General features: G+C 70.4%; 25 protein-coding genes. 17 read left to right on the forward strand and 8 right to left on the reverse strand.

Translation table 11 applies throughout. From position 1 onward, the window contains the following. Positions 1-251: 251 nt before the first annotated feature. The 10 genes from ACFWWU_RS04255 (at position 252) to ACFWWU_RS04300 (ending at position 8647) form a co-directional block, all read left to right on the forward strand. Positions 252-665: a hypothetical protein gene (locus tag ACFWWU_RS04255; RefSeq protein WP_384138716.1), complete on the forward strand. Its 414-nt coding sequence runs from the start codon at positions 252-254 to the stop codon at positions 663-665. Positions 666-890: 225 nt separating this feature from the next. Beyond that, positions 891-1700: a F0F1 ATP synthase subunit A gene (gene atpB / locus ACFWWU_RS04260; RefSeq protein WP_384138719.1), complete on the forward strand. Its 810-nt coding sequence runs from the start codon at positions 891-893 to the stop codon at positions 1698-1700. Positions 1701-1791: 91 nt separating this feature from the next. Continuing rightward, positions 1792-2049 (forward strand): ATP synthase F0 subunit C, encoded by a 258-nt coding sequence (gene atpE, locus ACFWWU_RS04265; RefSeq protein ID WP_093874070.1) that lies wholly within the window; start codon positions 1792-1794, stop codon positions 2047-2049. A 40-nt stretch (positions 2050-2089) separates the two neighbouring features. Continuing rightward, positions 2090-2635 carry a F0F1 ATP synthase subunit B gene (locus tag ACFWWU_RS04270; RefSeq protein ID WP_329621161.1) on the forward strand — a complete coding sequence of 182 codons (546 nt, stop codon included), beginning with the start codon at positions 2090-2092 and terminating at the stop codon, positions 2633-2635. Further along, the gene (locus tag ACFWWU_RS04275; protein WP_384138724.1) at positions 2632-3447 is read left to right on the forward strand and encodes a F0F1 ATP synthase subunit delta; all 816 of its coding nucleotides are present in this window, start codon (positions 2632-2634) and stop codon (positions 3445-3447) included. Before ACFWWU_RS04270 ends, ACFWWU_RS04275 begins: the two co-directional genes overlap by 4 nt. A 143-nt stretch (positions 3448-3590) precedes the next feature. Next, complete coding sequence (gene atpA / locus ACFWWU_RS04280; RefSeq protein ID WP_024761912.1) at positions 3591-5189, forward strand: F0F1 ATP synthase subunit alpha; 1599 nt, start codon at positions 3591-3593, stop codon at positions 5187-5189. 20 nt (positions 5190-5209) lie between these two features. Beyond that, positions 5210-6127: a F0F1 ATP synthase subunit gamma gene (locus ACFWWU_RS04285; protein ID WP_384138727.1), complete on the forward strand. Its 918-nt coding sequence runs from the start codon at positions 5210-5212 to the stop codon at positions 6125-6127. Then, on the forward strand, positions 6127-7569 hold the full coding sequence (atpD, locus tag ACFWWU_RS04290) for a F0F1 ATP synthase subunit beta (RefSeq protein ID WP_317599169.1): 1443 nt from the start codon (positions 6127-6129) through the stop codon (positions 7567-7569). Before ACFWWU_RS04285 ends, atpD begins: the two co-directional genes overlap by 1 nt. Positions 7570-7680: 111 nt before the next feature. Continuing rightward, positions 7681-8055, forward strand: a complete 375-nt coding sequence (locus ACFWWU_RS04295; RefSeq protein WP_024761909.1) for a F0F1 ATP synthase subunit epsilon — start codon at positions 7681-7683, stop codon at positions 8053-8055. Between the two features lie 145 nt (positions 8056-8200). Next, complete coding sequence (locus ACFWWU_RS04300) at positions 8201-8647, forward strand: DUF2550 domain-containing protein (protein WP_384138731.1); 447 nt, start codon at positions 8201-8203, stop codon at positions 8645-8647. A gap of 74 nt (positions 8648-8721) precedes the next feature. Here the strand turns inward: ACFWWU_RS04300 and ACFWWU_RS04305 are convergent, their stop codons facing one another. The 3 genes from ACFWWU_RS04305 to ACFWWU_RS04315 all read right to left on the reverse strand — a co-directional run bounded on the left by ACFWWU_RS04305 (position 8722) and on the right by ACFWWU_RS04315 (position 12564). Continuing rightward, positions 8722-10566, reverse strand: coding sequence for a glycosyl hydrolase family 18 protein (locus ACFWWU_RS04305; RefSeq protein WP_384138734.1), 1845 nt, complete (start codon positions 10564-10566; stop codon positions 8722-8724). A gap of 122 nt (positions 10567-10688) precedes the next feature. Further along, positions 10689-11342, reverse strand: a complete 654-nt coding sequence (locus ACFWWU_RS04310) for a response regulator (RefSeq protein ID WP_384138737.1) — start codon at positions 11340-11342, stop codon at positions 10689-10691. Positions 11343-11367: 25 nt separating this feature from the next. After that, positions 11368-12564: a sensor histidine kinase gene (locus ACFWWU_RS04315; protein WP_384138739.1), complete on the reverse strand. Its 1197-nt coding sequence runs from the start codon at positions 12562-12564 to the stop codon at positions 11368-11370. 151 nt (positions 12565-12715) lie between these two features. Here ACFWWU_RS04315 and ACFWWU_RS04320 point away from each other — a divergent pair, with 151 nt between their 5' ends. Further along, the gene (locus ACFWWU_RS04320; RefSeq protein ID WP_384138742.1) at positions 12716-13318 is read left to right on the forward strand and encodes a hypothetical protein; all 603 of its coding nucleotides are present in this window, start codon (positions 12716-12718) and stop codon (positions 13316-13318) included. 116 nt (positions 13319-13434) lie between these two features. Here the strand turns inward: ACFWWU_RS04320 and ACFWWU_RS04325 are convergent, their stop codons facing one another. The 3 genes from ACFWWU_RS04325 to ACFWWU_RS04335 form a co-directional block, all read right to left on the reverse strand. Further along, positions 13435-14007, reverse strand: coding sequence for a cob(I)yrinic acid a,c-diamide adenosyltransferase (locus tag ACFWWU_RS04325; RefSeq protein WP_384138745.1), 573 nt, complete (start codon positions 14005-14007; stop codon positions 13435-13437). Between the two features lie 68 nt (positions 14008-14075). Continuing rightward, complete coding sequence (locus tag ACFWWU_RS04330; RefSeq protein WP_384138748.1) at positions 14076-14825, reverse strand: ABC transporter permease; 750 nt, start codon at positions 14823-14825, stop codon at positions 14076-14078. An 8-nt stretch (positions 14826-14833) separates the two neighbouring features. After that, a complete protein-coding gene (locus ACFWWU_RS04335) occupies positions 14834-15607 on the reverse strand; it encodes an ABC transporter ATP-binding protein (protein ID WP_384138751.1) in 774 nt (257 codons plus the stop codon). An 88-nt stretch (positions 15608-15695) separates the two neighbouring features. Between ACFWWU_RS04335 and ACFWWU_RS04340 the strand changes: the two genes are divergently transcribed. The 4 genes from ACFWWU_RS04340 (at position 15696) to ACFWWU_RS04355 (ending at position 20856) form a co-directional block, all read left to right on the forward strand. Further along, positions 15696-16334 (forward strand): TetR/AcrR family transcriptional regulator, encoded by a 639-nt coding sequence (locus tag ACFWWU_RS04340; RefSeq protein ID WP_384138754.1) that lies wholly within the window; start codon positions 15696-15698, stop codon positions 16332-16334. Positions 16335-16473: 139 nt separating this feature from the next. After that, positions 16474-17322 (forward strand): 3-hydroxyacyl-CoA dehydrogenase family protein, encoded by an 849-nt coding sequence (locus ACFWWU_RS04345; protein WP_384138757.1) that lies wholly within the window; start codon positions 16474-16476, stop codon positions 17320-17322. Positions 17323-17449: 127 nt separating this feature from the next. Next, a complete protein-coding gene (locus tag ACFWWU_RS04350) occupies positions 17450-17773 on the forward strand; it encodes an STAS domain-containing protein (protein WP_024761898.1) in 324 nt (107 codons plus the stop codon). A 365-nt stretch (positions 17774-18138) separates the two neighbouring features. Beyond that, the gene (locus tag ACFWWU_RS04355) at positions 18139-20856 is read left to right on the forward strand and encodes an ATP-binding protein (protein WP_384138760.1); all 2718 of its coding nucleotides are present in this window, start codon (positions 18139-18141) and stop codon (positions 20854-20856) included. 114 nt (positions 20857-20970) lie between these two features. On the opposite strand, the gene nucS is transcribed toward ACFWWU_RS04355, so the two are convergent. Then, positions 20971-21642: an endonuclease NucS gene (nucS, locus tag ACFWWU_RS04360; protein WP_383387250.1), complete on the reverse strand. Its 672-nt coding sequence runs from the start codon at positions 21640-21642 to the stop codon at positions 20971-20973. Between the two features lie 228 nt (positions 21643-21870). On the opposite strand from nucS, the gene ACFWWU_RS04365 reads away from it, so the two are divergent. Next, complete coding sequence (locus ACFWWU_RS04365; protein WP_267045883.1) at positions 21871-22263, forward strand: SCO5389 family protein; 393 nt, start codon at positions 21871-21873, stop codon at positions 22261-22263. Positions 22264-22379: 116 nt separating this feature from the next. On the opposite strand, the gene ACFWWU_RS04370 is transcribed toward ACFWWU_RS04365, so the two are convergent. Continuing rightward, positions 22380-23414, reverse strand: a complete 1035-nt coding sequence (locus tag ACFWWU_RS04370; protein ID WP_384138763.1) for an LLM class flavin-dependent oxidoreductase — start codon at positions 23412-23414, stop codon at positions 22380-22382. Between the two features lie 198 nt (positions 23415-23612). Between ACFWWU_RS04370 and ACFWWU_RS04375 the strand changes: the two genes are divergently transcribed. After that, entirely contained in the window at positions 23613-23942 is a 330-nt protein-coding gene (locus ACFWWU_RS04375) for an ATP/GTP-binding protein (protein ID WP_384138766.1), read from the forward strand. Positions 23943-23976: the final 34 nt, after the last annotated feature.

The raw sequence follows: 23976 nt of genomic DNA on the forward strand, positions 1-23976 counted from the left end.
TCGGCGGCCATTAGCAGACAACTCGCCCTCGTGTCGCGCACACACGCGCGGTGTAGCCCTCATGTGTGACAGTTGGCACACCTTGTGGGTAAAGAACTACTCAAATAGTTTGTGATACCGTTCACGAGACCCGGCGACAGAGCCGAAAGACCGTAGTGCGACGGTCCGTTGGCCCCGAGACCCACCTCGGACCGGGCTTACGCTCGTCCATGACGACACCATCGCCCCCTCCAGCAAGCGGAGACACCGCCATGCCGTCCAACGACGCACGCATCCTTCTGCACACCATCGTTCCCACCGCTGTCGTCGGCGCTGTCGCCACGGCCATCAGCGGCGTGCTCGCGGGTGGCAAGGGGGCGATCGGCGCCGTCGTCGGCACTCTGGTCGTGATCCTCTTCATGGGTATCGGGCAGTTGGTTCTGCAGCGGACGGCGAAGTCGCTTCCGCACCTCTTCCAGGCCATGGGGCTGATGCTCTACACGGCCCAGCTGCTGGTGCTCTTCATCTTCCTTGCCTTGCTCAAGAACACGACGCTGTTCGACTTCAAGGCCTTCGCCTTCACGCTGCTCGCGACGACCGTGGTGTGGGTCGCCGCGCAGGCCCGTGCGTACATGAAGGCCAAGATCACGTACATCGACCCCGGAAACACGGGGTCGAAGTCGTGAAGGGTAGGGCCGGGATAAAGCCACGTTCGGCTTCCTGCTATCGTCCGGTGCCAACTGCGGCACTGCGGGCGCGGGCATCCGAGCTGACGCCTGTCCCAGCGCGAGGCTCGATGCCGAACCGCCGCCCCCTTATCCGTAAGACCAGTCCAGTGCCGACCCGCGGCTGCGTGCCGCGCCGACACAACGAGGTTGCCGTACCTATGCGCCACGCTGAAGGAGCCCGCGGTGAGTGCTGACCAGACGCTTGCCTTCGACCCGGATTGCCACATCTTCAGTGGATGCGGCTTCCCGGCTCCGGGCCTGCACACGTTCATGTACGAGCCCATCGCCACGGTGGCCGGCATCGAGCTCACGAAGCCGATGCTGCTCGCCGTGCTCGGGTCGATCGTGGTCGTCGGGTTCTTCTGGGCCGCCTTCAACAAGCCCAAGCTGATCCCCGGCAAGATGCAGATGGTCGGCGAGGCCGGTTACGACTTCGTGCGCCGCGGCATCGTCTACGAGATCATCGGCAAGAAGGACGGCGAGAAGTACGTCCCCTTCATGGTGTCGTTGTTCTTCTTCGTCTGGATCATGAACCTCTGGTCGATCGTTCCGCTCGCCCAGTTCCCGGTCACCTCGCTGATCGCCTTCCCGGCCGGTCTCGCGCTGATCGTGTACGTCATGTGGATCTCGCTCACCTTCAAGAAGCACGGCTTCGTGGGCGGCTGGAAGAACATCGTCGGGTACGACAAGTCCCTCGGTGCCATCCTCCCGATGGTCGTCGTCCTCGAGTTCTTCTCGAACCTCCTGATCCGGCCCTTCACGCACGCGGTGCGACTGTTCGCGAACATGTTCGCCGGTCACCTGCTGATCGTGATGTTCTCGCTGGCCACCTGGTACCTCATGAACGGTCTCGGCTTCGTCTACGCCGGCGCCTCGTTCGTGATGGTCCTCGTGATGACCGCCTTCGAGCTCTTCATCCAGGCCGTCCAGGCGTACGTGTTCGTGCTCCTGGCCTGCAGCTACATCCAGGGCGCGCTCTCCGAGCACCACTGAGCCGTCCCGGCCCCGTAGCTCCACCCCCGAAACCATCAGTCGTCCGGTGGCCAACCCCCACCGGGTCATTGAAAGAGAAGGAAGTAACGGCATGTCCGCTGCTCTCGACATGGTCAACCTCGCCGCCGGCGCCAAGGAAAACGTCGTCGGCAACGTCGCCTCGATCGGTTACGGCCTCGCCGCGATCGGCCCCGGCGTCGGCGTCGGCATCATCTTCGGTAACGGTACGCAGGCCCTCGCCCGCCAGCCCGAGGCCGCCGGTCTGATCCGCACCAACCAGATCATGGGCTTCGCCTTCTGTGAGGCGCTCGCCCTCATCGGCATCGTCATGGGCTTCGTCTACCAGTAAGCCGGACCGACAGCCCGATTCTTTTACGGAAGGCACTGATGTGAACGCGCTTCTTCTTGCGCAGGCGGAGGAGCCCCAGCCTCCTCTGCTGCCGCATCTTGACGAGCTCGTCATCGGCCTGATCGCCTTCGTCATCGTCTTCGGCTTCCTCGCCAAGAAGCTCCTCCCGAACATCAACAAGGTTCTGGACGAGCGTCGCGAGGCCATCGAGGGTGGCATCGAGAAGGCCGAGTCGGCCCAGATCGAGGCCCAGAGCGTGCTGGAGCAGTACAAGGCCCAGCTCGCCGAGGCCCGCCACGAGGCCGCGCGTCTTCGCCAGGAGGCGACGGAGCAGGGCACCGCGATCATCCAGGAGATGAAGGCGGAAGGCCAGCGCCAGCGCGAGGAGATCATCGCGGCCGGCCACTCGCAGATCGAGGCCGACCGCAAGGCCGCGTCCGCGTCGCTGCGTCAGGACGTGGGCAAGCTCGCCACCGACCTGGCCGGCAAGCTGGTCGGCGAGTCCCTTGAGGACACCGCCCGCCAGAGCCGGACGATCGACCGCTTCCTCGATGAGCTCGAGGAGAAGGCAGAGGCCGTCCGATGAACGGAGCGAGCCGCGAGGCACTGTCCGCCGCCCGCGAGTCCCTCGACGCGCTGACCGACAACACGTCGGCCGACGCGACGAAGCTCTCGGACGAGCTGACCGCCGTCACCGCGCTCCTCGACCGCGAGGTGTCGCTGCGCCGGGTCCTGACCGACCCCGCGCAGTCGGGTGAGGCCAAGGCCGAGCTCGCGCAGCGACTCCTGAGCGGTCAGGTGGGCGGCGAGACCGTCGACCTGGTCTCGGGCATGGTGCGCAACCGCTGGTCGCGTTCGCGTGACCTCGTCGACGTCGCGGAGGAGCTGGCGAACATCGCCGACCTCACCGCGGCGCAGAAGGCGGGCGCGCTCGATGGCGTCGAGGACGAGCTGTTCCGGTTCGGCCGGATCGTGTCCTCCAGCCCCGAGCTCCGCTCGGCGCTGACGGACAAGGCCGCCACGGCCACCGCCAAGGGCGCGCTGCTCCGCAGCCTGCTCGGCGGCAAGGCCCACGCGACCACCGAGCGTCTGGTCGTCCGTCTGGTGACCCAGCCCCGGGGACGTAGCCTGGAAGCGGGACTCGAGTCCCTCTCCAAGCTCGCCGCGGCGCGCCGGAACCGGATGGTCGCCGTCGTCACCACGGCGGTGCCGCTGTCCGACCAGCAGAAGCAGCGCCTCGGTGCCGTTCTGGCCAAGCTGTACGGCCGGGAGATGCACCTGAACCTCGACGTGGACCCGGCGGTCCTCGGCGGGATCACGGTGCAGGTCGGCGACGAGGTCATCAACGGGACCATCGCGGAGCGCCTCGGCGAGGCGACCCGGCGACTGGCCGGCTGACGGCTGCGGCCACCAAAGCAACAAGCATCACAGCATCACCAGCGGCCCGGTTGGGCCGTGCAGAGATTGCAGAAGATTCCTGGGGGTCGGCCCCCAGACCCCTTAAGAAACTTCGGGCCCAACAAGGAGAGCAGGGAACCCAGATGGCGGAGCTCACGATCCGGCCGGAGGAGATCCGGGACGCACTGGAGAACTTTGTCCAGTCGTACCAGCCGGACGCGGCCTCGCGCGAGGAGGTCGGCACGGTCAGCCTGGCCGGCGACGGCATCGCGAAGGTCGAGGGTCTTCCCTCGGCCATGGCGAACGAGCTGCTGAAGTTCGAGGACGGCACCCTCGGCCTCGCGCTGAACCTCGAAGAGCGCGAGATCGGTGCGATCGTCCTCGGCGAGTTCAGCGGCATCGAGGAGGGACAGTCGGTGCAGCGCACCGGCGAGGTCCTCTCCGTCGGTGTCGGTGAGGGATACCTGGGTCGCGTCGTCGACCCGCTCGGCAACCCGATCGACGGTCTCGGCGAGATCGCGACCGAGGGCCGCCGCGCCCTCGAGCTGCAGGCCCCGGGCGTTATGGCCCGTAAGTCGGTGCACGAGCCGATGGAGACCGGCTACAAGGCCGTCGACGCCATGACGCCGGTCGGCCGTGGTCAGCGTCAGCTGATCATCGGTGACCGTCAGACCGGCAAGACCGCGCTGTGTGTCGACACGATCATCAACCAGCGCGACAACTGGCGCTCGGGCGACGTGAACAAGCAGGTTCGCTGCATCTACGTCGCCGTCGGCCAGAAGGGCTCGACCATCGCGTCCGTTCGCGGCGCCCTGGAAGAGGCCGGTGCGCTCGAGTACACGACGATCGTCGCCGCCCCGGCGTCCGACCCGGCCGGCTTCAAGTACCTGGCGCCGTACACCGGTTCCGCCATCGGTCAGCACTGGATGTACCAGGGCAAGCACGTCCTGATCGTCTTCGATGACCTGTCGAAGCAGGCCGACGCCTACCGCGCCGTGTCGCTGCTGCTGCGCCGCCCGCCGGGCCGTGAGGCCTACCCGGGTGACGTCTTCTACCTGCACTCGCGTCTGCTCGAGCGCTGCGCGAAGCTCTCGGACGAGCTCGGTGCCGGTTCGATGACCGGTCTGCCGATCGTCGAGACCAAGGCGAACGACGTGTCGGCGTTCATCCCGACCAACGTCATCTCCATCACCGACGGCCAGTGCTTCCTGGAGTCCGACCTGTTCAACGCCGGCCAGCGCCCGGCCCTGAACGTCGGTATCTCGGTCTCCCGTGTCGGTGGCTCCGCCCAGCACAAGGCGATGAAGCAGATCTCCGGCCGCCTCCGCGTGGACCTGGCCCAGTTCCGTGAGCTCGAGGCGTTCGCCGCCTTCGGTTCGGACCTGGACGCCGCCTCCAAGGCGCAGCTGGAGCGTGGACAGCGCATGGTCGAGCTGCTCAAGCAGGCTCAGTACCAGCCGATGCCCACCGAGAACCAGGTCGTCTCCGTCTGGGCCGGCACCACCGGCAAGATGGACGACGTCCCGGTCGTCGACATCCGTCGCTTCGAGGCCGAGCTCCTGGCGTACCTCCGCCAGAACCACTCGGGTCTCATGACCTCCATCCGTGAGGGCGGCAAGATGTCCGACGACACCCTGCAGTCCGTCGGTGACGCCATCGCGGAGTTCAAGAAGCAGTTCGAGACCTCTGACGGCAAGCTGCTGGGCGAGGACGCTCCTGCCGCCGTCAACGTCTCGAAGTGACGACGGAAGGGACCTGACTCATGGGAGCGCAGCTCCGGGTCTACAAGCGTCGCATCAAATCCGTCACCGCGACGAAGAAGATCACCAAGGCGATGGAGATGATCGCCGCCTCGCGTGTCGTCAAGGCGCAGCGCAAGGTGCAGGCGTCGACTCCGTACGCGACCGAGCTGACCCGCGCGGTCACGGCGGTGGCCACGGGTGCGAATGACAAGCACCCGCTGACCACCGAGGCGGAGAACCCCGTCCGTGCCGCGGTCCTGCTCCTCTCGAGCGACCGCGGTCTGGCCGGCGCCTTCAACTCCAACGCCATCAAGGCGGCGGAAAAGCTGACGGCGAAGCTGGAAGGCGAGGGCCGCGAGGTCATCGTCTACGTCGTCGGCCGTCGTGGCATCGCGCACTACAACTTCCGCGAGCGGAAGCTGGCCGGTACGTGGACCGGGTTCACGGACCAGCCGTCGTACGGCGACGCCAAGACGATCGCGGCACCGCTGATCGAGGCGATCGAGAAGGACACGGCCGAGGGTGGTGTGGACGAGCTCCACATCATCTACACCGAGTTCGTCTCGATGATGACGCAGACGGCGGTCGAGGCCCGGCTGCTGCCCCTCAGCCTCGACGAGGTGACGAGGGAGGCCGGCGAGTCGGACACGCTCCGCCCGCTGTACGACTTCGAGCCGTCGGCGGAGGACGTCCTCGACGCCCTGCTGCCCCGGTACGTCGAGAGCCGTATCTACAACGCGCTGCTCCAGTCGGCTGCTTCCAAGCACGCCGCCACGCGCCGCGCGATGAAGTCGGCGACCGACAACGCGGGAGACTTGATCAACAATCTCTCCCGACTTGCCAACGCGGCCCGCCAGGCCGAAATCACCCAGGAAATCAGCGAGATCGTCGGTGGCACCGCAGCCCTGGCCGACGCGACCGCGGGGAGTGACAAGTAATGACGACCACTGTTGAGACGGCCGCCGCCACGGGCCGCGTCGCCCGGGTCATCGGCCCGGTCGTCGACGTGGAGTTCCCCGTCGACGCGATGCCGGCGATCTACAACGCGCTGCACGTCGAGGTCATGGACCCGACCGAGGAGGGCGCGACCAAGACGCTGACCCTCGAGGTCGCCCAGCACCTCGGTGACGGCGTCGTCCGCGCCATTTCCATGCAGCCCACCGACGGCCTGGTCCGCCAGGCCCCGGTGACCGACACGGGCACGGGCATCACGGTCCCCGTCGGTGACGTCACCAAGGGCCGTGTGTTCAACACGCTCGGTGAGGTGCTGAACGACGACGCCTCCACCGTGGCCGACGCGCCGCGCTGGACGATCCACCGCAAGGCCCCGGCCTTCGACCAGCTCGAGTCCAAGACCGAGATGTTCGAGACCGGCCTGAAGGTCGTCGACCTTCTCACCCCGTACGTCAAGGGTGGAAAGATCGGTCTGTTCGGTGGTGCCGGTGTCGGCAAGACCGTTCTGATCCAGGAAATGATCGTCCGTGTGGCCAAGCTGCACGACGGTGTTTCGGTCTTCGCGGGCGTCGGCGAGCGCACCCGTGAGGGCAACGACCTCATGGTCGAGATGGAAGAAGCGGGCGTTCTGGACAAGACCGCGCTTGTCTTCGGCCAGATGGACGAGCCCCCGGGCACCCGTCTGCGCGTGGCCCTCGCCGGTCTGACCATGGCGGAGTACTTCCGCGATGTGCAGAAGCAGGATGTTCTCTTCTTCATCGACAACATCTTCCGCTTCACCCAGGCCGGTTCCGAGGTGTCGACCCTGCTCGGCCGTATGCCCTCCGCGGTGGGTTACCAGCCGAACCTGGCCGACGAGATGGGTCTCCTCCAGGAGCGCATCACCTCGACCCGTGGTCACTCGATCACCTCGATGCAGGCGATCTACGTCCCCGCGGACGACCTGACCGACCCGGCTCCGGCCACCACCTTCGCCCACCTCGACGCGACGACGGTTCTTTCCCGTCCGATCTCCGAGAAGGGCATCTACCCGGCCGTGGACCCGCTGGACTCCACGTCCCGGATCCTGGACCCGCGCTACATCGCGCAGGACCACTACGACGCCGCCACGCGCGTCAAGGGAATCCTGCAGAAGTACAAGGACCTCCAGGACATCATCGCGATCCTCGGTATCGACGAGCTGAGCGAGGAGGACAAGCTCGTTGTCCACCGCGCCCGCCGTGTCGAGCGCTTCCTGTCCCAGAACACCCACGCGGCGAAGCAGTTCACCGGTGTGGACGGTTCGGACGTTCCTCTCGACGAGTCGATCGCCGCGTTCAACGCGATCTGCGACGGTGAGTACGACCACTTCCCCGAGCAGGCCTTCTTCATGTGTGGTGGCATCGAGGACCTCCGGAAGAACGCCAAGGAGCTTGGCGTCTCCTGAGCCCCGCGCTCCGAGGGGGGCGGGATTCCGGTCCCGCCCCCCTCACCACGCCCATTAGAATTGACCCCAACACCCGGCACGACCGCCGGGTGGTGACCCGAGGAGCCACCCTTGGCTGCTGAGCTGCACGTCGAGCTGGTCGCCGCGGACCGGAGTGTCTGGTCCGGCGAGGCCACCTTGGTCATCGCGCGTACCACCTCCGGCGACATCGGCGTCATGCCCGGCCACCAGCCGCTGCTCGGTGTGCTGGAGTCGGGCCCGGTGACCATCCGTACCAGCGAGGGCGCGACCGTCGTCGCCGCCGTCCACGGCGGATTCATCTCCTTCGCCGACGACAAGCTGTCTCTGCTCGCGGAGATCTGCGAGCTGGCGGACGAGATCGACGCCCAGCGCGCCGAGCGCGCGCTGGAGCGTGCGAAGTCGGACTCCGACGCCGCCGCCGAGCGGCGCGCCGATGTCCGGCTGCGCGCGGTAGCGGTCCGCTGACGGTCCGCGCCGAGTAGAAGTGCCCTCAGCCGCGGCACGGCTGGAATTATCCAGACCGTGCCGCGGCTGAGGCGATGCAGATGCACGTGTATTTCGGTTCGGTCGGCTGTGCCGGCCACGGGACGCAGCGAGGAGGTCGGTGAAGATGTTCCTCGCTCTGCTCGTGTGCGGCCTGGTCGTCGCACTGGTGGTGATCGGGCTCTTCGTCTTCGGCTTGCGCAGGAGGCTGATCCAGCGCGCCGGCGGCACCTTCGACTGCTCCCTGCGCTGGGACATCCCCGACGAGCCGGACCCGACCGGCAAGGGCTGGGTGTACGGCGTCGCCCGCTACAGCGGTGACGAGATCGCCTGGTTCCGTGTCTTCTCCTACTCGCCCCGCCCGCGCCGCGTCCTGGAGCGCTCGGCCATCGTGGCCCTGGAGCGCCGGACGCCGGAGGGCGAGGAGGAGCTCGCGCTGCTCTCGGACGCGGTGATCCAGGCCTGTACGTACGACGGGATCCGGCTGGAGCTCGCGATGAGCGAGGACGCCCGGACCGGTTTCATGGCCTGGCTCGAGGCGGCGCCTCCCGGGCAGAGGGTGAATGTCGCTTAGTACGTGAAGAAGCGGGGGTCGGCGTGCTGCGCCGGCCCCCGCTTCGTCGTACCGCGTGGTCGTACTCGTTCGTGCTAGTTCAGGCCGGTGTTGATGGCGCCGACGAGTTCGCCGTTGCCGGTGTCACCGCTGAACTCCCAGAAGAACGCGCCGCCCAGGCCCTGGTTCTTCGCCCAGCTCATCTTGGACGTGACCGTGGCCGGGGTGTCGTAGCTCCACCAGTTGGTGCCGCACTTGGCGTACGCCGTGCCCGCGACGGTTCCGGTGGCCGGGCAGGAGGTCTTCAGGACCTTGTAGTCCTCGATGCCCTGCTCGTAGGTGCCCGGCGCGGGGCCGGTCGCCGTGCCGCCGGGGGTGGCCTGGGTGACGCCGGTCCAGCCGCGGCCGTAGAAGCCGATGCCGAGGAGGAGCTTGGAGGCGGGGACGCCCTTCGCCTTGAACTTGGCGATCGCCTCGGCGGAGTTGAAGCCCGCCTGCGGGATGCCGGCGTACGAGGTGAGCGGGGAGTGCGGGGCCGTCGGACCCTGCGCCGCCCAGGCGCCGAAGAAGTCGTACGTCATGACGTTGAACCAGTTCATGTACTGCGCGGCGCCCGCGTAGTCGGCGGCGTCGATCTTGCCGCCGGGGGAGGCGTCGGCCGTGACGGCCGCGGTGACCAGGTTGTTGGCACCGAACTTGGCGCGCATTGCCTGCATCATGTTCTTGAAGGAGGCAGCGCCGCTGGTGTCGCAGGACAGACCGCAGGCGTTCGGGTACTCCCAGTCCAGGTCGATGCCGTCGAAGACGTCGGCCCAGCGCGGGTCCTCGACCAGGTCGTAGCAGGACTGGGCGAAGGCGGTCGGGTTCTGGACGGCCTGGCCGAAGCCGCCGGACCAGGTCCAGCCGCCGAAGGACCAGAGGATCTTGATGTTCGGGTACGCCTTCTTCAGCTTGCGCAGCTGGTTGAAGTTGCCGCGCAGCGGCTGGTCCCAGGTGTCGGCGACGCCGTCGACGGACTGGTCGGCGGTGTAGGCCTTGTCGTAGTCGGCGTAGGCGTCACCGATGGTGCACTTGCCGCCCGTGACGTTGCCGAAGGCGTAGTTGATGTGGGTGATCTTGGACGCGGAGCCCGAGGTCACGATGTTCTTCACGTGGTAGTTGCGGCCGTAGACGCCCCAGTTCGTGAAGTAGCCCATCTTCACCACGTTCGGGGGCGGGGTGCCGCCTCCGCCGGTGGTGCGGACGGGGACCGGGCCGGCGGCGGGGCCGGTCTGGTCGATGGTGTCGCGGGCGACGACGGTGTAGCTGTAGTCGGTGCCGGCGGACAGGCCCTGGTCGGTGTACGTCAGGCCGGTGAGCGTGGTGACCTTCGTGCCGTTGCGCAGGACGTCGTAGTTCTTGATGCCCTTGTCGTCGGTCGCGGCGGTCCAGGTCAGCTTCACCGAGGTGTCGGTGATGCCGGAGGCGACCGGGGTGCCGGGTGCCGAGGGCGGGTTGTCGCCCGGCTGGGAGGTGCCGTCGCAGGCGGCGCCGTTGATCTTGCAACCGGTGGGCGCGCCCGGGCCGGTGCCGTTGTAGCCGAAGGAGACGGAGGCGCCGGGGGCGAGGGTCCCGTTCCAGCCGACGTTCTTGGCGGTCCAGTGGGTGCCGGAGCTGGTGACGGTGGCGTCCCAGGCGGAGGTGACCGCGGTGCCGGCGGGGTAGTCCCACTCGACGGTCCAGGAGCTGATGGTGGTGGTGCCGGTGTTCTTGACGGTCCAGTTGGCACCGAAACCGGTGCCCCAGTCCTGGGTCTTCGTGTAGGTCGCCGTGGCCGATGTGGCCGCTTCGGCGGGGGTGGCGAGGCCGACCATGGCGGCCAGCGGCAGGATCAGGGCGGTCAGGCCGGCGGCGGCCCGGCGTCTGAACCCTGTTCTGCGCGTCGGTGCTTGAGTGCTCAACGGTGCTCCTCAAGTTGCGGACGGACAAGGTGGGGGTGGTCCGTGAAGATGCGCGCGCCCCGCGAGCGTAGGAAGGTCTGGACCAATCGTCAAGAGGTCCAGACCAACGTCGCCGAGTTCGCCTAGACGCCCAACTCCTTTGCCAGGACCGCCGCTTGGACCCTGCTGCGCAACTCCAGCTTCCCCAGCACCTTGCTGACGTGCGTCTTCACCGTCGCCTCCGCCATGTCGAGGCGTACCGCGATCTCCGCGTTCGACAGACCGCCGCCCAGCGCCCGCAGCACCTCCCGCTCCCGGGGCGTCAGAGCGTCCAGCACCGCCGGGTCCGTCCCCGACGTCGCTCGCGCCGGGCGACCCGTCGCGGCGAACTCGGCGATCAGCCGCCGCGTCACCGCGGGGGCGATGAGCCCCTCGCCGCGCGCCACCGTCCGCACCGCCTCGATCAGCTCCCGCGCCTCCGCGTTCTTCAGCAGGAAGCCCGCGGCGCCCGCCCGCAGCGCACCGAACACGTACGCGTCGAGATCGAAGGTGGTCAGGACGAGCACGTCCGCCAGCCCCTCCGAGACGACGATCCCGGTCGCCGTCACCCCGTCCATCCGCGGCATCTGCACGTCCATCAGGACCAGGTCGGGGCGCAGCTCGCGCGCCAGCTCCACCGCGCGCTCCCCGTCCGCCGCCTCCCCGACTACCTCGATGTCCGGGGCGCTGCCCAGGATCAGGACGAGCCCGGACCGCACCGCGCTCTGGTCCTCGGCGACCACCACTCGTACCGTCATGCCGGCTCCCTGCCCGCCCGTACCGTCATGTCCGCTCCTCGTCGTTCGCGCGTACGGGCAGTTCCGCCCGGACCCGCCATTCTTTCCGTCCCTCGTCGTCCGTGACCGGACCCGTCTCGAAGACCCCGTCGAGCAGGGCCACCCGCTCCCGCATGCCCACCAGACCGGCCCCCGACCCGGGCGCGGTCGGCCCGGGCCGTTCCCCGTACGGGCTCGTCACCCGGACCCACAGGGCGCCCGGCTCCTGCCCCAGTGTCACCCGCACCTCGCCGGGGGCCGCGTGCTTGAGCGCGTTCGTCAGGGACTCCTGCACGATCCTGTACGCGGCCAGCTCCACCGGCGCCGGCAGCCCCGCCGGGTCCTCCCGGGTGTCGTCCAGGACGATCACGAGTCCGCTCGGCTCCGCGTTCGCCGCGGACTGGGCCACCAGCGCGTCCAGACCCGCGAGCGTCGGCGCGGCGGCCGGTTCCGTGTCCCCGCTGCTGTCCCGCAGCAGCCCGATGAGCCGCCGCATCTCCGCCAGGCCCGCCACGCTGTTCTCCCGGATCACGGTCAGTGCCTGCCGGGTGGTGGCCGGCTCGTCGAGCGAGAGCGCGGCCGTCGAGTGGATGGCGATCGCCGACAAGTGGTTCGCCACCATGTCGTGCAGCTCCCGAGCCATCCGGGAGCGCTCGGCCACCACCGCCTGCGTACGGTCCATCTCGGCGAGCAGCGCGGTCTGCTCGGCGCGCAGCCGTGCCGCGTCGGCCGCCTCCCGGTGGTTGCGGACGATCGCGCCCGTGATCGCCGGGAGGAAGGAGAGCATGCCGGTGATCACGCCCACGAGGAGCGCGATCGCGTTCTGCCACCAGACGAGGCAGACCACCGTGACCGTGACGGTGATGAGTCCCATGGTGTACGGGATGCGCCGGGCCTGGGCGGGCGTGCCGTACACCACGGCCGCGTAGACCACGTCGGTGAACATCAGGACCGTGGCGAGGTTGCCGTTGGTGAACTGGTCGCCGACGATCGCCAGGGTGCCGACGATCAGGGCGGTCCGGGGAGCGGCGCGGCGCAGGGCCTCCATCGCGGACATCACGACCAGCGGGATCAGCGTCGCCCAGCGCGGTCCGATGAGATGGTCCCCGGTCACGAAGAGTCCGAACGACCACAGGATCAGGCCGCCGACCAGCCCGGTGGCGGCGATGTACAGGTCGATGCGGTGCGGGCGGGGGAGCGTCACGTACCCATCCAACACGCCCCCGCGCGGGGGGACCTCCTCGTCCCGGCCGATCCGTCCCTCCGCCGAAGGATGTAGGCGGACTTCGTCACCGCCGACGACGAACCGCGCCCGATCCCACGGGACGCTGAGGGGGAACCGAAAGGGGAAGAACGTGATCGTCACGCTGATCGTGATCTGCGAGGTGGGCTTCTGGGTCCTGCTGGCCGCCGGCCTCGCCACCCGCTATCTCCTGAAGATGCCCCGGGCGGGCATGGCGCTGCTGCTGTGCGAGCCGCTCCTGGAGGTCCTGCTCCTGGTCGTCACCGTGGTCGATCTCAAGAACGGGGCCGAACCGAGCTGGCGGCACGGGCTCGCCGCCGTGTACATCGGCTACACCGTCGGCCACGGCCACCGGACCGTGAAGTGGCTCGACGGCCACGCGGCCCACCGTCTGGGCGGCGGCCCGCCGCCGCAGAAGCCGCCGCGGTACGGCATGGCGCGCGCCCGCCACGAGGGCAGCATCTGGCTCGGCTCGGTGGTCGCCGCGTGCGTCGCCTCCGTCCTGCTGCTCCTGGCGGTCTGGTACGTCGGCGGCGACGGGAACACCGACGGCCTGCGGAGCTGGATCTTCGGCGCCTGGCGGGCGGTGGGCATCCACGGCCTGATCGCGCTCAGCTACGCGATCTGGCCGAAGAAGGCCCCGGAAGGGATCTCGGATGCCGCATCCCCCGGGGGCAACCCCCGGACCCCCGGCATGGGGCGGCAGTCGGACTAGCGGTCTCCGCCCGGGACCCAGAGCACGTCCCCGATCTCCTTGTTCGCCGTCCTGGCAAGGATGCTGCATCCCCCGGGGGCAACCCCCCGGACCCCCGGCATGGGGTGGCAGTCGGACTAGCGGTCTCCGCCCGGGACCCAGAGCACGTCCCCGACCTCCTTGTTCGCCGTCCTCGCAAGGATGAAGAGCAGGTCTGAGAGGCGGTTCAGGTAGGTGGCGGTCAGCGCGTTCATCGACTCGCCGTGCACCTCGAGGGCCGCCCACGTGGAGCGCTCCGCCCGCCGGACCACCGTGCACGCCTGGTGCAGCAGTGCCGCACCGGGCGTGCCGCCCGGCAGGATGAAGGAGCGCAACTTCTCGAGCTCCTCCAGGAAGCGGTCGCAGTCGGCCTCCAGCTTGTCGACGTACGCCTGCTCGACGCGCAGCGGCGGGTACTTGGGGTCCTCCACCACGGGCGTGCAGAGGTCGGCCCCCACGTCGAACAGGTCGTTCTGGACACGGACGAGGACCTTCACGACCTCCTCGTCCAGCTGCCCGAGGGCGACGGCCGAGCCGATGACGGCGTTCGCCTCGTTGGCGTCGGCGTAGGCCGAGATCCGCAGATCCGTCTTGGCGGTCCGGCTCATGTCACCGAGGGCCGTGGTGCCCTGGTCGCCGGTGCGGGTGTAGATGCGCGTCAGATTGACCATGGGTCCAGCCTAGGGGGTGCGTTGCCAGACCCCGCGAGCCCGGCCTGACCGGCAAGGCACCCCCTGGGTTACGCACCGGCGCTCCGGAACGTCCGTGTGCCGACCGTCACGGCGAGCGCCGTCAGCGCGAGGGCGACGAGCACCCCGTACAGCACGGCCGGTGTCGTGTAGTGGCCGATGTACGCCTCCCGGACCGCGTCCACCAGATAGCGGAACGGCATCAGGTGCGACAGCGCGTCCAGCCAGCCGGGGGCGAGAGCCATCGGCAGCATCAGGCCCGACAGCAGCATCGCCGGCATCGCGAGCGTGTTGATCGCGGGGCCGAACTCCTGCGGGCTCGGCAGCTTAAGGGCCAGGGCGTACGAGAGCGAGGCGAGCGCCGCCGAGAGCAGGGCGACGAAGCCGAAGCCGATCAGGATCCCGGGGAGCGGCGCCCTGAGGCCCATCGGGACGGCCACCAGGACGAGCAGCACCGCCTGGAAGACGAAGAGCGCGGCGTCCCGCAGGACCCTGCCGAGCAGCAGCGCCAGTCGGCTCACCGGCGTGACCCGCATCCGGTCGAACACGCCCCAGTTCTTCTCCATGATGATCGAGAACCCGGCGAACGAGGCGCCGAAGAGGCCGAGTTGGAGCAGCAGGCCCGGGACGAGGATCTGCCAGGAGTCGCCCTCGCGGCCCAGCGGGAGTCCGGTGAGCAGCGGGCCGAAGAAGAACAGGTAGAGCAGCGGCATCAGGGCGCCGAAGAAGATCTGGAACGGGGAGCGCAGGGTCTGGCGGGCGTAGCGCCCGAAGAGCAGCGCGGTGTCGTGGAGAAGCATCAGGGGTCCTAGACGGCTACGGGAGTGGTGTCGGCGGGGGCCGGGCCGCGCCCGGTGATGGCGAGGAAGGCGTCCTGGAGGGTGGCGGCGCCGTGCGCGGCCTTGAGGGCGGCGGGGCTGCCCTCGGCGACGACCGTGCCCTCGTCCACGATCACGAGCCGGTCGGCGAGCGCGTCGGCCTCGTCCAGGTAGTGCGTGGTGAGGACGACGGTCGTGCCGTGCTCGTCGCGCAGCCGCCGCACCAGGGCCCACAGGTCGGCGCGGCTTCCGGGGTCGAGTCCGGTCGTCGGCTCGTCGAGGAAGAGGATCTCCGGCCGGTGGGTGAGCCCCATCGCGAGGTCGAGGCGGCGGCGCTGGCCGCCCGAGAGTGCCGGGGTCGGCCGGTCGAGGAGTTCCGTGAGGTGGAGGTCCACCGCGAGTTCCTCGGCGCGGGCGGTCGCGCGGGTGCGGTCAAGGCCGTAGAGCCTGCCCTGGAGGACGAGCTCGGAGCGGACCGTCTCCTGGGGGTCCAGGCCGCCGGACTGGGCGACGTACCCGATGCGTCGGCGTACGGCCGCGGGGTCTTTGACGAGGTCGTGGCCGGCGACGGTGGCGGCGCCGCCGGTGGGCGGGAGCAGCGTCGTGAGCATCCGCAGGGTGGTCGTCTTGCCGGCGCCGTTGGGGCCGAGGAGTCCGAGGATCTCGCCTGGCCGGACGGTCAGGTCGATCCCGCGGACGGCCTCCACGGGGCCGTTCTTGCCGGGGAAGGTCCGGGCGAGCCCGGCCGTGCTGATGATGGGCATGCCGACCAGAAAAACAGAGTCACTCTAATTTTGCAACGTCACTAAGTTTTAAGGTGGCCCAAAATTTCAGGGAGCCTAGGATGTGGGCATGGCCGAGGGACTCAGGGAACGCAAGAAGCGCGAGACGAAGCAGCGGATCTCGGACATCGCGACCGGGCTCTTCCTGGAGCACGGCTTCGTGGCCGTGACCGTCGCCGACGTCGCCGAGGCGGCGGACGTCTCCGTCAACACCGTCTACAACTACTTTCCGGCCAAAGAGGACCTTTTCCTCGACCGCATGGACGGCGTCACCCAGCGCCTCGCCCGGATGATCCGCGGCCGCGACCGGGGCGAGTCCGCCGCCGCGGCCGTCCTGCGCGCACTGCGCCAGGACATCGGCGCCGTCTCGCCCGCCTACGGACTCATGGACGGCTTCGACGCCTTCATGAACGTCATCGAGCACGCCCCCACCCTCAAGGCCCGGCTCTTCCACCTCCAGCAGCAGGTCCACGACGCCGTCGTCGCCACCCTCCGGGAGGAGACCGGGGCCGACGGGGACGACCCGCTGCCGCTGCTCGTCGGCGGCCAGCTCGCCTGGATCGAGAACACCGTCGTCGCCTACATCACCCGCGAGATGACCGCGGGACGCAAGGCGACGACCGTCTCCCGCGAGGCCCTCGTCCTCCTCGACGAGATCGAGGAGCTGCTCGGCGAGCGGGTCCTGACGTACGCCGTGCGCGAGGGCTGAGCGGGCGGAGGAGGTGTCGTGAGTGTGACGTCCGTCAAAGAGGGCGTGACGCGCATTACTTAGCGGTCACATGGCGCCCCGCGACCGCTAATCTCCGCCGGAGAGCCAGAAGTGAACAGGCGTTAAGGGGTGGAACATCGTGGCCAGGAAGCTCGCCGTCATCGGGGCCGGACTCATGGGATCCGGCATCGCGCAGGTCTCGGCACAGGCGGGCTGGGACGTCGTCCTGCGTGACGTCACCGACGCCGCCCTGACCCGTGGCACCGACGGCATCAAGGGGTCGTACGACCGGTTCGTCGCGAAGGGCAAGCTGAGCGCCGCCGACGCCGAGGCCGCCCTCGGCCGGATCACCGCCACCACCGAGCTCGAAGCCGTCGCCGACGCCGACATCGTCGTCGAGGCCGTCTTCGAGAACCTCGACGTCAAGCACGAGATCTTCCGCTCGCTCGACAAGATCGCCAAGGACGGTGCCGTCCTCGCCTCCAACACCTCCGCGATCCCGATCACCAAGATCGCCGCGGTCACGGAGCGCCCGGAGGCCGTCGTCGGCGTCCACTTCTTCTCGCCGGTCCCGATGATGCAGCTCGTCGAGCTGGTCCGCGGCTACAAGACCAGTGACGCCACCCTGGCCGCCGCCCGCGAGTTCGCCGAGTCCGTCGGCAAGACCTGCATCGTCGTCAACCGTGACGTGGCCGGCTTCGTCACCACCCGCCTCATCTCGGCCCTCGTCGTCGAGGCCGCCAAGCTCTACGAGTCGGGCGTCGCCACCGCCGAGGACATCGACATCGCCTGCAAGCTCGGCTTCGGCCACGCCATGGGCCCGCTCGCGACGGCCGACCTCACCGGCATCGACATCCTGGTGAACGCCGCCAACAACATCTACACCGAGTCCCAGGACGAGAAGTTCGCACCCCCGGAGCTGATGCGCCGGATGGTGGACGCGGGTGACATCGGGCGCAAGAGCGGGCAGGGCTTCTACAAGCACTGAGCCCGGCCCGCCACCCCGCCCTCACTCCGTGGGGTGAATTTCGGTACCGGTTCGCTGACAAGGCGCAACGCTTCTGCTGCCGCGGCAGTCAGTTGTTGCGAAGACGGAGCACTCTCGGGGAGCGCATATGCACATCAGGGGCGATCACGTCGAGCTGGTCGTCGGGGGCCGCCTCGACGTCCGCAGCGCGGCGGACGCCCGTACGGTCCTGCACTCGGCCGTCGACGACGGAGTCGGCGATCTGGTACTCGACCTGACCGGCCTCGACTCGTGGGACGCGACCGGGCTCGGCGTGATCATGGGCGCTCACCGGAGGGCCGGCCGCTGCGGCCGGCGCCTCGTGCTGCGCGGGGTGCCGCCCCAGATGCAGCGGCTGCTCGTGGCCACCCGGCTCCACCGCATCCTCGCCATCGAGGGCGGCCTCGCCGCGGAGTCGCTGCCCCGGGTGTGAGCGGGCCGGTGCCACCGGTGCGGTCGGACCCGGCGGGTGACACCGGTGCGGTCGGACCCGGCGGGCGGACGCGATGCGGGGACGCGGTGCGGGTCGGACGCGGCGGGACGCAGTGCGGGCGGGACCCAGCGGGCGGACGCGGTGCGGGCGGGGCCCGGCGGGCCGAGGTGACAGGGGGGACACGGCCCTGTGAAGCAGCTGTGTGAACCAGGCGTCACGCTCAATCCTCACAAGACCGTGACGTCTTGGTCTCCGGAGCACCCCGGCTGTTCCCGAGCGCCTGACCACGGTCTAGGGTTCGGTCGCCTGCACATTGACGGACCCACCCGGCGTGCACCTGACACCGCTTCTTGGGGGCTTGGACCATGGACCCGATCAACCCTGGGTCGGAGCAGTACGGTCACGACACCGAGGGCGAGGACGCCCGCCCCGCGCTCGGCTCCGCCCTGCCCGAGCGCTCGCCCGCGGCCCCCGCGCGCGCCCGCGTCGTCCGGCTCGTCTCCGGCGAGCTGCTCCTCACCGTCAACCCCGTCGACGGCAGCGAGATAGAACCCTGCCCGCCGGGCCAGGAGCCCACGGCCCCCCGCCGCCGCACCCCCGAGGAGCGCGCCGAGGCCGCCCGCGCCACGGCCCCGCCCGTACCGCCCGGTCCCGCCGCCCCCGCGCTGCCCCTCCTCGAACGCCAGGAGCAGCGCGAACGGCTCGCCGAGATCCTCGCCCGCGGCCGCTCCGCCCGCCTGACCGGCCCCGCCGGATCCGGCCGCACCGCCCTCCTCGACGCGGTCGCCGCCGACTGCGCGGAGCTCGCCCCCGACGGCGTCGTCCGCCTCTCCGGCCACCACCGCACCTCCACCGAACTCCTCCACGAACTGTTCACCGCCGTCCGGTACGCCCCGAACCACCGGCCCGACCGGCCCGCGCTCCTCGACCGGCTCCGCGACATCGGCGCCGTCGTCGTGGTCGACGACCTGGAGTTCGGCGGCGCCGCCCTCGACGAACTCCTCGCCGCCGCCCCCGAGTGCGCCTTCCTCCTCGCCGCCGCCCCCGACGCGCCCGCCCCCTCGGCCGGCGCCCACGTGGAAGAGGTCGCCCTCGCCGGGCTCGGCCGAGGCGCGTCCCTCAAGCTCCTGGAGAGCGCCGTCGGCCGCACCCTCACCGACGAGGAGGCCAACTGGGCCGGCGACCTGTGGTTCGAGTCCGAGGGACTGCCCCTGCGCTTCGTCCAGGCCGGGGCGCTGCTGCGCCAGCGCGACCGGCTGCGCGTCACCCCGGCCGAGTTCGACGCCTTCGGCGCCCTCGAAGAGGCCTTCGGGCCGACCGATCCCGCGGCGGCCGCCGCTGCCGCCGCCGCCGCGTTCGACGGCGAGGACGCCGACGTCGAACTCCGCGAGATACCCCTGCCCAGCCTCGGCGAGGGCGCCGCCCCCGCCGCCCTGCTCGCCTCGCGCCTCAGCCGCTCCGCCCAGACCGCCCTGCGCTTCGCCGTGGCCCTGGGCGGCGAGGTCCCGCACCAGGCCCACCTGCCGGCGCTCGTCGGCGACACCCACGCCGACGCCGCCCTCGGCGAGCTCGTCGCCTGCGGACTGCTCTCCCCGGTCGGCACCCGCTACCGGCTCGCCGCCGGGGTCCTGACCCAGCTCCTCGCCCACGGGTACGCGCAGGACGCCGCCGACCGCGTCCACACCACCGCCCAGCACTACGCCTGGTGGGCCGGTCACCCCTCCGTCACGCCCGACCGCGCCGCCGCCGAGTCCGACGCCCTCCTCGCCGCCCTGGCCGGGCTCGTCCCCGGCACCGAGGCCGGCACCGACGCGGAGCGACGGGCCACCGCCGTCCTCCTCGCCCGCGCCGCCGCGCCCGCCTTCGCCGCCGGACTGCACTGGGGCGCCTGGGAGCGGGCCCTGCGCGCCGGGCAGGAGGCCGCCCGGCTCACCGGGGACGTCGCCGAGGAGGCGTACTTCCACCACGAGCTCGGCGTCCTCGCGATCTGCGCCGGAAACCTGGAGCGGGCCCGCGCCGAGCTGGAAGCCTCCATCGGGATGCGCGGAGTGCTCGCCGACAAGCGCGGCACCGTCGCAGGCCGCCGGGCGCTCGCCCTCGTCGCCGACCTCTCCGGAGAGCACGGCACCCCGGTCGCGGCCCGCGCCGAGGAGCCCGTCTCGCCGCCGCGCGGCACGCCGGCCGTGCGGCGCGCCACCGCCCGGCCGCCGGTCCCGCTGCCGGAGCCGCCCACGGCCCCGCTGCCCGGCGGTCCCGTGCGGAGGCAGGCGGTTCCCCCGGCCTCCGCGATCCCCGCGTTCCCGGACTTCGCCGACGAGGGCCCGACGCTCATCACGCGCCCCGACAGCGTCCAGAGCGGCGCCCGCCCGGGTCTCAAGGGCGGCATCCTCACCGGAGCCCGCCGCAACCTCGCCGCCGTCGGTGCGGGCGCGCTCCTGGTGGCCGTCCTCGGCACCGTCGTCACCCTCGGCGCCACCTCCGGCAACGGCGAGGACCCCGCCACGAACCGCGTCACCTCCGACAGCACGGCGACCGAGGACAGCGGCGGCACCGACGACGGCCTCGACGACGGCGAGCCGCCGGCCGAGGGCGAGGCGGGCGAGAGCGGCGAGACGGGCGACCCCGGCGAGACGGGCGAGCCCACGCACTCCGGCTCCCCGAGCCCCTCGGGCTCCGACGGCACCTCGCCGTCGAACGCGCCGACGAGCCCCGGCAGCAGCGGCTCCCCGAGCTCGTCGGACGCGCCGAGTGCGTCGTCGGATCCGGCATCGCCGCCGCCCTCGTCGCCCTCGGACAGCCCGACGGGCACCACCGCCCCCACCACGACCCGGCCGCCGTCGGGCCCGTCGGCCACCACCGGCGGGCCGCGTCCGACCTCGTCGAGCCCGGCTCCGACGACCACGACGCCGTCGCCTCCGACGACCACCCCGCCGACGACCCCGCCCCAGACGACCACGCCGCCGCCGACGACCAGCCCTCCGGCGACGGGGGAGAACTCCCCGAGCAACTCCGCCTCGGCGACCCTCGGCGGCGGCCCCTCCGCCTCCGACAGCCCCGCGTCGTCGGAGACGACGACCGCCTGACCGGCGTACGGAGACGGGGACGGCCCCGGGCGCGCTCACCGCACCCGGGGCCGTCCCCGTACTCGTACCGCTTCGTACCGCTGAGGGCCGCTTCGTATCGCTCGTACCGGGCTCTTAGAAGAGCCGGAGCTTGTCGTCCTCGATGCCGCGCATCGCGTTGTAGTCGAGGACCACGCAGCCGATCCCGCGGTCCGTCGCGAGCACCTTCGCCTGCGGCTTGATCTCCTGCGCCGCGAAGACGCCCTTCACGGGGGCCAGGTGCGGATCGCGGTTGAGCAGCTCCAGGTAGCGGGTCAGCTGCTCGACGCCGTCGATCTCACCGCGCCGCTTGATCTCCACCGCGACCGTCCCGCCGTCCGCGTCGCGGCACAGGATGTCGACCGGGCCGATCGCCGTCGGGTACTCGCGGCGGATCAGGGTGTACCCCTCGCCGAGGGTCTCGATGCGGTCGGCGAGCAGCTCCTGGAGGTGGGCCTCCACGCCGTCCTTGATGAGACCGGGGTCCACACCGAGCTCGTGCGAGGAATCGTGGAGGATTTCCTCCATCGTGATGATCAGTTTCTCGCCCGCTTTGTTGATCACGGTCCAGATGCCCGCCTCGCCGTCCGCACCCTCCTTGAGCGTGCACGGCGGGGACATCCAGTTGAGCGGTTTGTACGCCCGGTCGTCCGCGTGGATCGAGACGCTCCCATCGGCCTTGATCAGGATCAGACGGGGCGCGGAGGGCAGGTGGGCCGTGAGTCGACCCGCGTAGTCCACGGAGCAACGGGCAATGACGAGACGCATGGTCCGCAACGCTACAAGACGGGCGCTCTTCCGCGCGATTCGGGCATCATCCTGAGCCGAACACCCGTCGGTTATCAGCCTGTTGTGTTCCCAATCTTCTGGTGCGACCAGGTCTGCGCGCTTACCGTGGAAGCTGGAGGTCGTCGTCCGTGCACGCTGCGTGGCGCACGGCCCGGCCTTCGCCCCTGCCCGCAAGGCCCCGTCCGCGGGGTCGCGAGAGGAGAACCCATGTCGCTCGACGTCTCACCGGCACTGTTGGAACAGGCCGAGCGAGGCGAGGTCGACGAAGCCGACTTCGTCGACTGCGTCCGGACCTCCCTGCCCTACGCATGGGAGATGATCAGTTCTCTGGTGGCTCAGCTGAAGGTCGACGGCGGAGAGTTCGCCGACAACCAGACGCCGCCGCCGAATGAGCAGGCACGTGGTCAGCTGCTGCGCGCGCTCGCGAGCGACGCCATTCGTGGCGCGCTTCAGCGGCACTTCGGGGTGCGTCTCGCCTTCCAGAACTGCCACCGCGTGGCGGTGTTCCCGCTGGACCCGTCGGTGGACGAGCGGCTCGCCCGCTTCACGTCCGTACGGGGACAGCTGCTCAACCAGTCGCCGGAAATGCGCGACTGCTGAGACATGGTGCTGCCGCTCCGCATCGCGGGAGACGTGGTCGACGCGTGCCGACACGCGTCGACACCGGTCGACCACGAAGAGATGCCGGAGCGGCAGCACAAGCTCTCCGCCGGGCCTCAGACAAGCAGCGGGAGGACCTCGGCGCCGAGCCGCCGGACGTTCTCCTCGGTCGCCGCGAGGTCGCCCGAGCCTTCCGCCAGCAGTGCGAACCGCGTGATGCCCGTACGCTCCGCCGTCGCCGCGAGCCGGTCGGCCGCCACCCGCGGGGTACCCACCGGGTGCAGCCGGCACAGCAGCTCCGTGTACGCCACGGGGTCCCGCATCGCCCGATGCCGGCCGTCGACCGTCACGTGCGCGTCGAGTCCCTGCTTCAGCCAGCCCGGCATCGCCTTCACCAGCGCCTCGGCCGCGTCCGCGCCCCGGTCCGCGAGCTGGACCACCCCCGCCGAGACGTGCCCGGCGCCGATCCGCGCGATCTCGTCCGGGTCCCGCCCGGCCTCCTGCGCACAGCGCGCCCAGGCCGCGACCATCTCGGCCTTGTCCTCATCGCCGCAGTGCATCCCGAGCAGCATCGGAAGCCCGCGCTCCGCGGCGAGCCGCACGCTCTTCGGCGAGGTGCAGGCCACCACCACCTCGGGACCCGCCGCACCGCCGATCAGCTCGTCGGCGCGGGGCACCACCGCCACCTCACGGAAAGCGAATCGTTCCCCCTCGGCACCCACCCGGGGCTCCCCCAGCCACCGCAGCAGCAGGTCGAGCGATTCGGGGAAGCCCCCCTCGTACGCCGCCAGACCCGCGCCGAACACCTCCAGGTCGACCCAGGGCCCGCCCCGGCCCACCCCGAGGGTGAACCTGCCGCCCGACGTGAGGTGCAGCAGCGCCGCCTGCTCTCCCAGGGCGACCGGGTGGACGGTCGGCAGCACACTCACCGCCGTGCCCACCCGCAGCCGCCGGGTGCGCCCGAGGAGCAGCGCGGCGAGCGTCACGGCCGAGGGGCAGACCCCGTACGGCACGAAATGGTGCTCGGCGAGCCAGACGGAATCGAGCCCCGCCTCTTCGGCGACCTCGGCGGTCCGCACCGCCCGGTGCAAGGCCTCTCCCTGTCCCTGGCCCGGGAACTGGGCGGCCAGAACGAACGTACCCACGCGCATCGCCTTCTGCCTCCTTGCGGCCGACGCGTATCTCCCCTCGCACTGGCACCAACGTCTGACACGTGCCAAAGGCAACGGTCCTTCATGAAGTTCTTGCGATTTTCGGCTAAGCCGCCGCGGACCGGGCCCGGGGCACCGGGTCGCGGCCCGTAGGCTTGAGAGAACGGTCCGTGTTCCCAGACCCCGTGAGGTGTGCCCGTGTCCCCGCGCCACAACCGCTCCCGAGGCGGCGAGAAGCCCGAGCAGCGGCAGGGCGAACCCGGCGACCGGTACGGCGGCGTGCAGCGCAGCGAGACCTGGCAGGGCGAGGAGTGGTACGTCCGCCTCGTCGCCGGAGCGAGCTCGCCCGGCAAGCGCTACCGCTGCCCCGGCTGCGACCAGGAGATCTCGTCCGGTGCCCCGCACGTCGTCGCGTGGCCCGAGTACGGGGGAGTGGACGACCGGCGCCACTGGCACAAGGCCTGCTGGAACGCGAAGGACCGCCGCACCAGCAGGGTGCAGCGGTCCCGGAACGCGCCGAGGTACTGAGGTACGCCGAGGTACGGACGTACCAGCGGCCGTC

Origin of the sequence: Streptomyces sp. NPDC058650 (assembly GCF_042717315.1) — a bacterium.
In the GTDB taxonomy this organism is placed as follows: domain Bacteria; phylum Actinomycetota; class Actinomycetes; order Streptomycetales; family Streptomycetaceae; genus Streptomyces.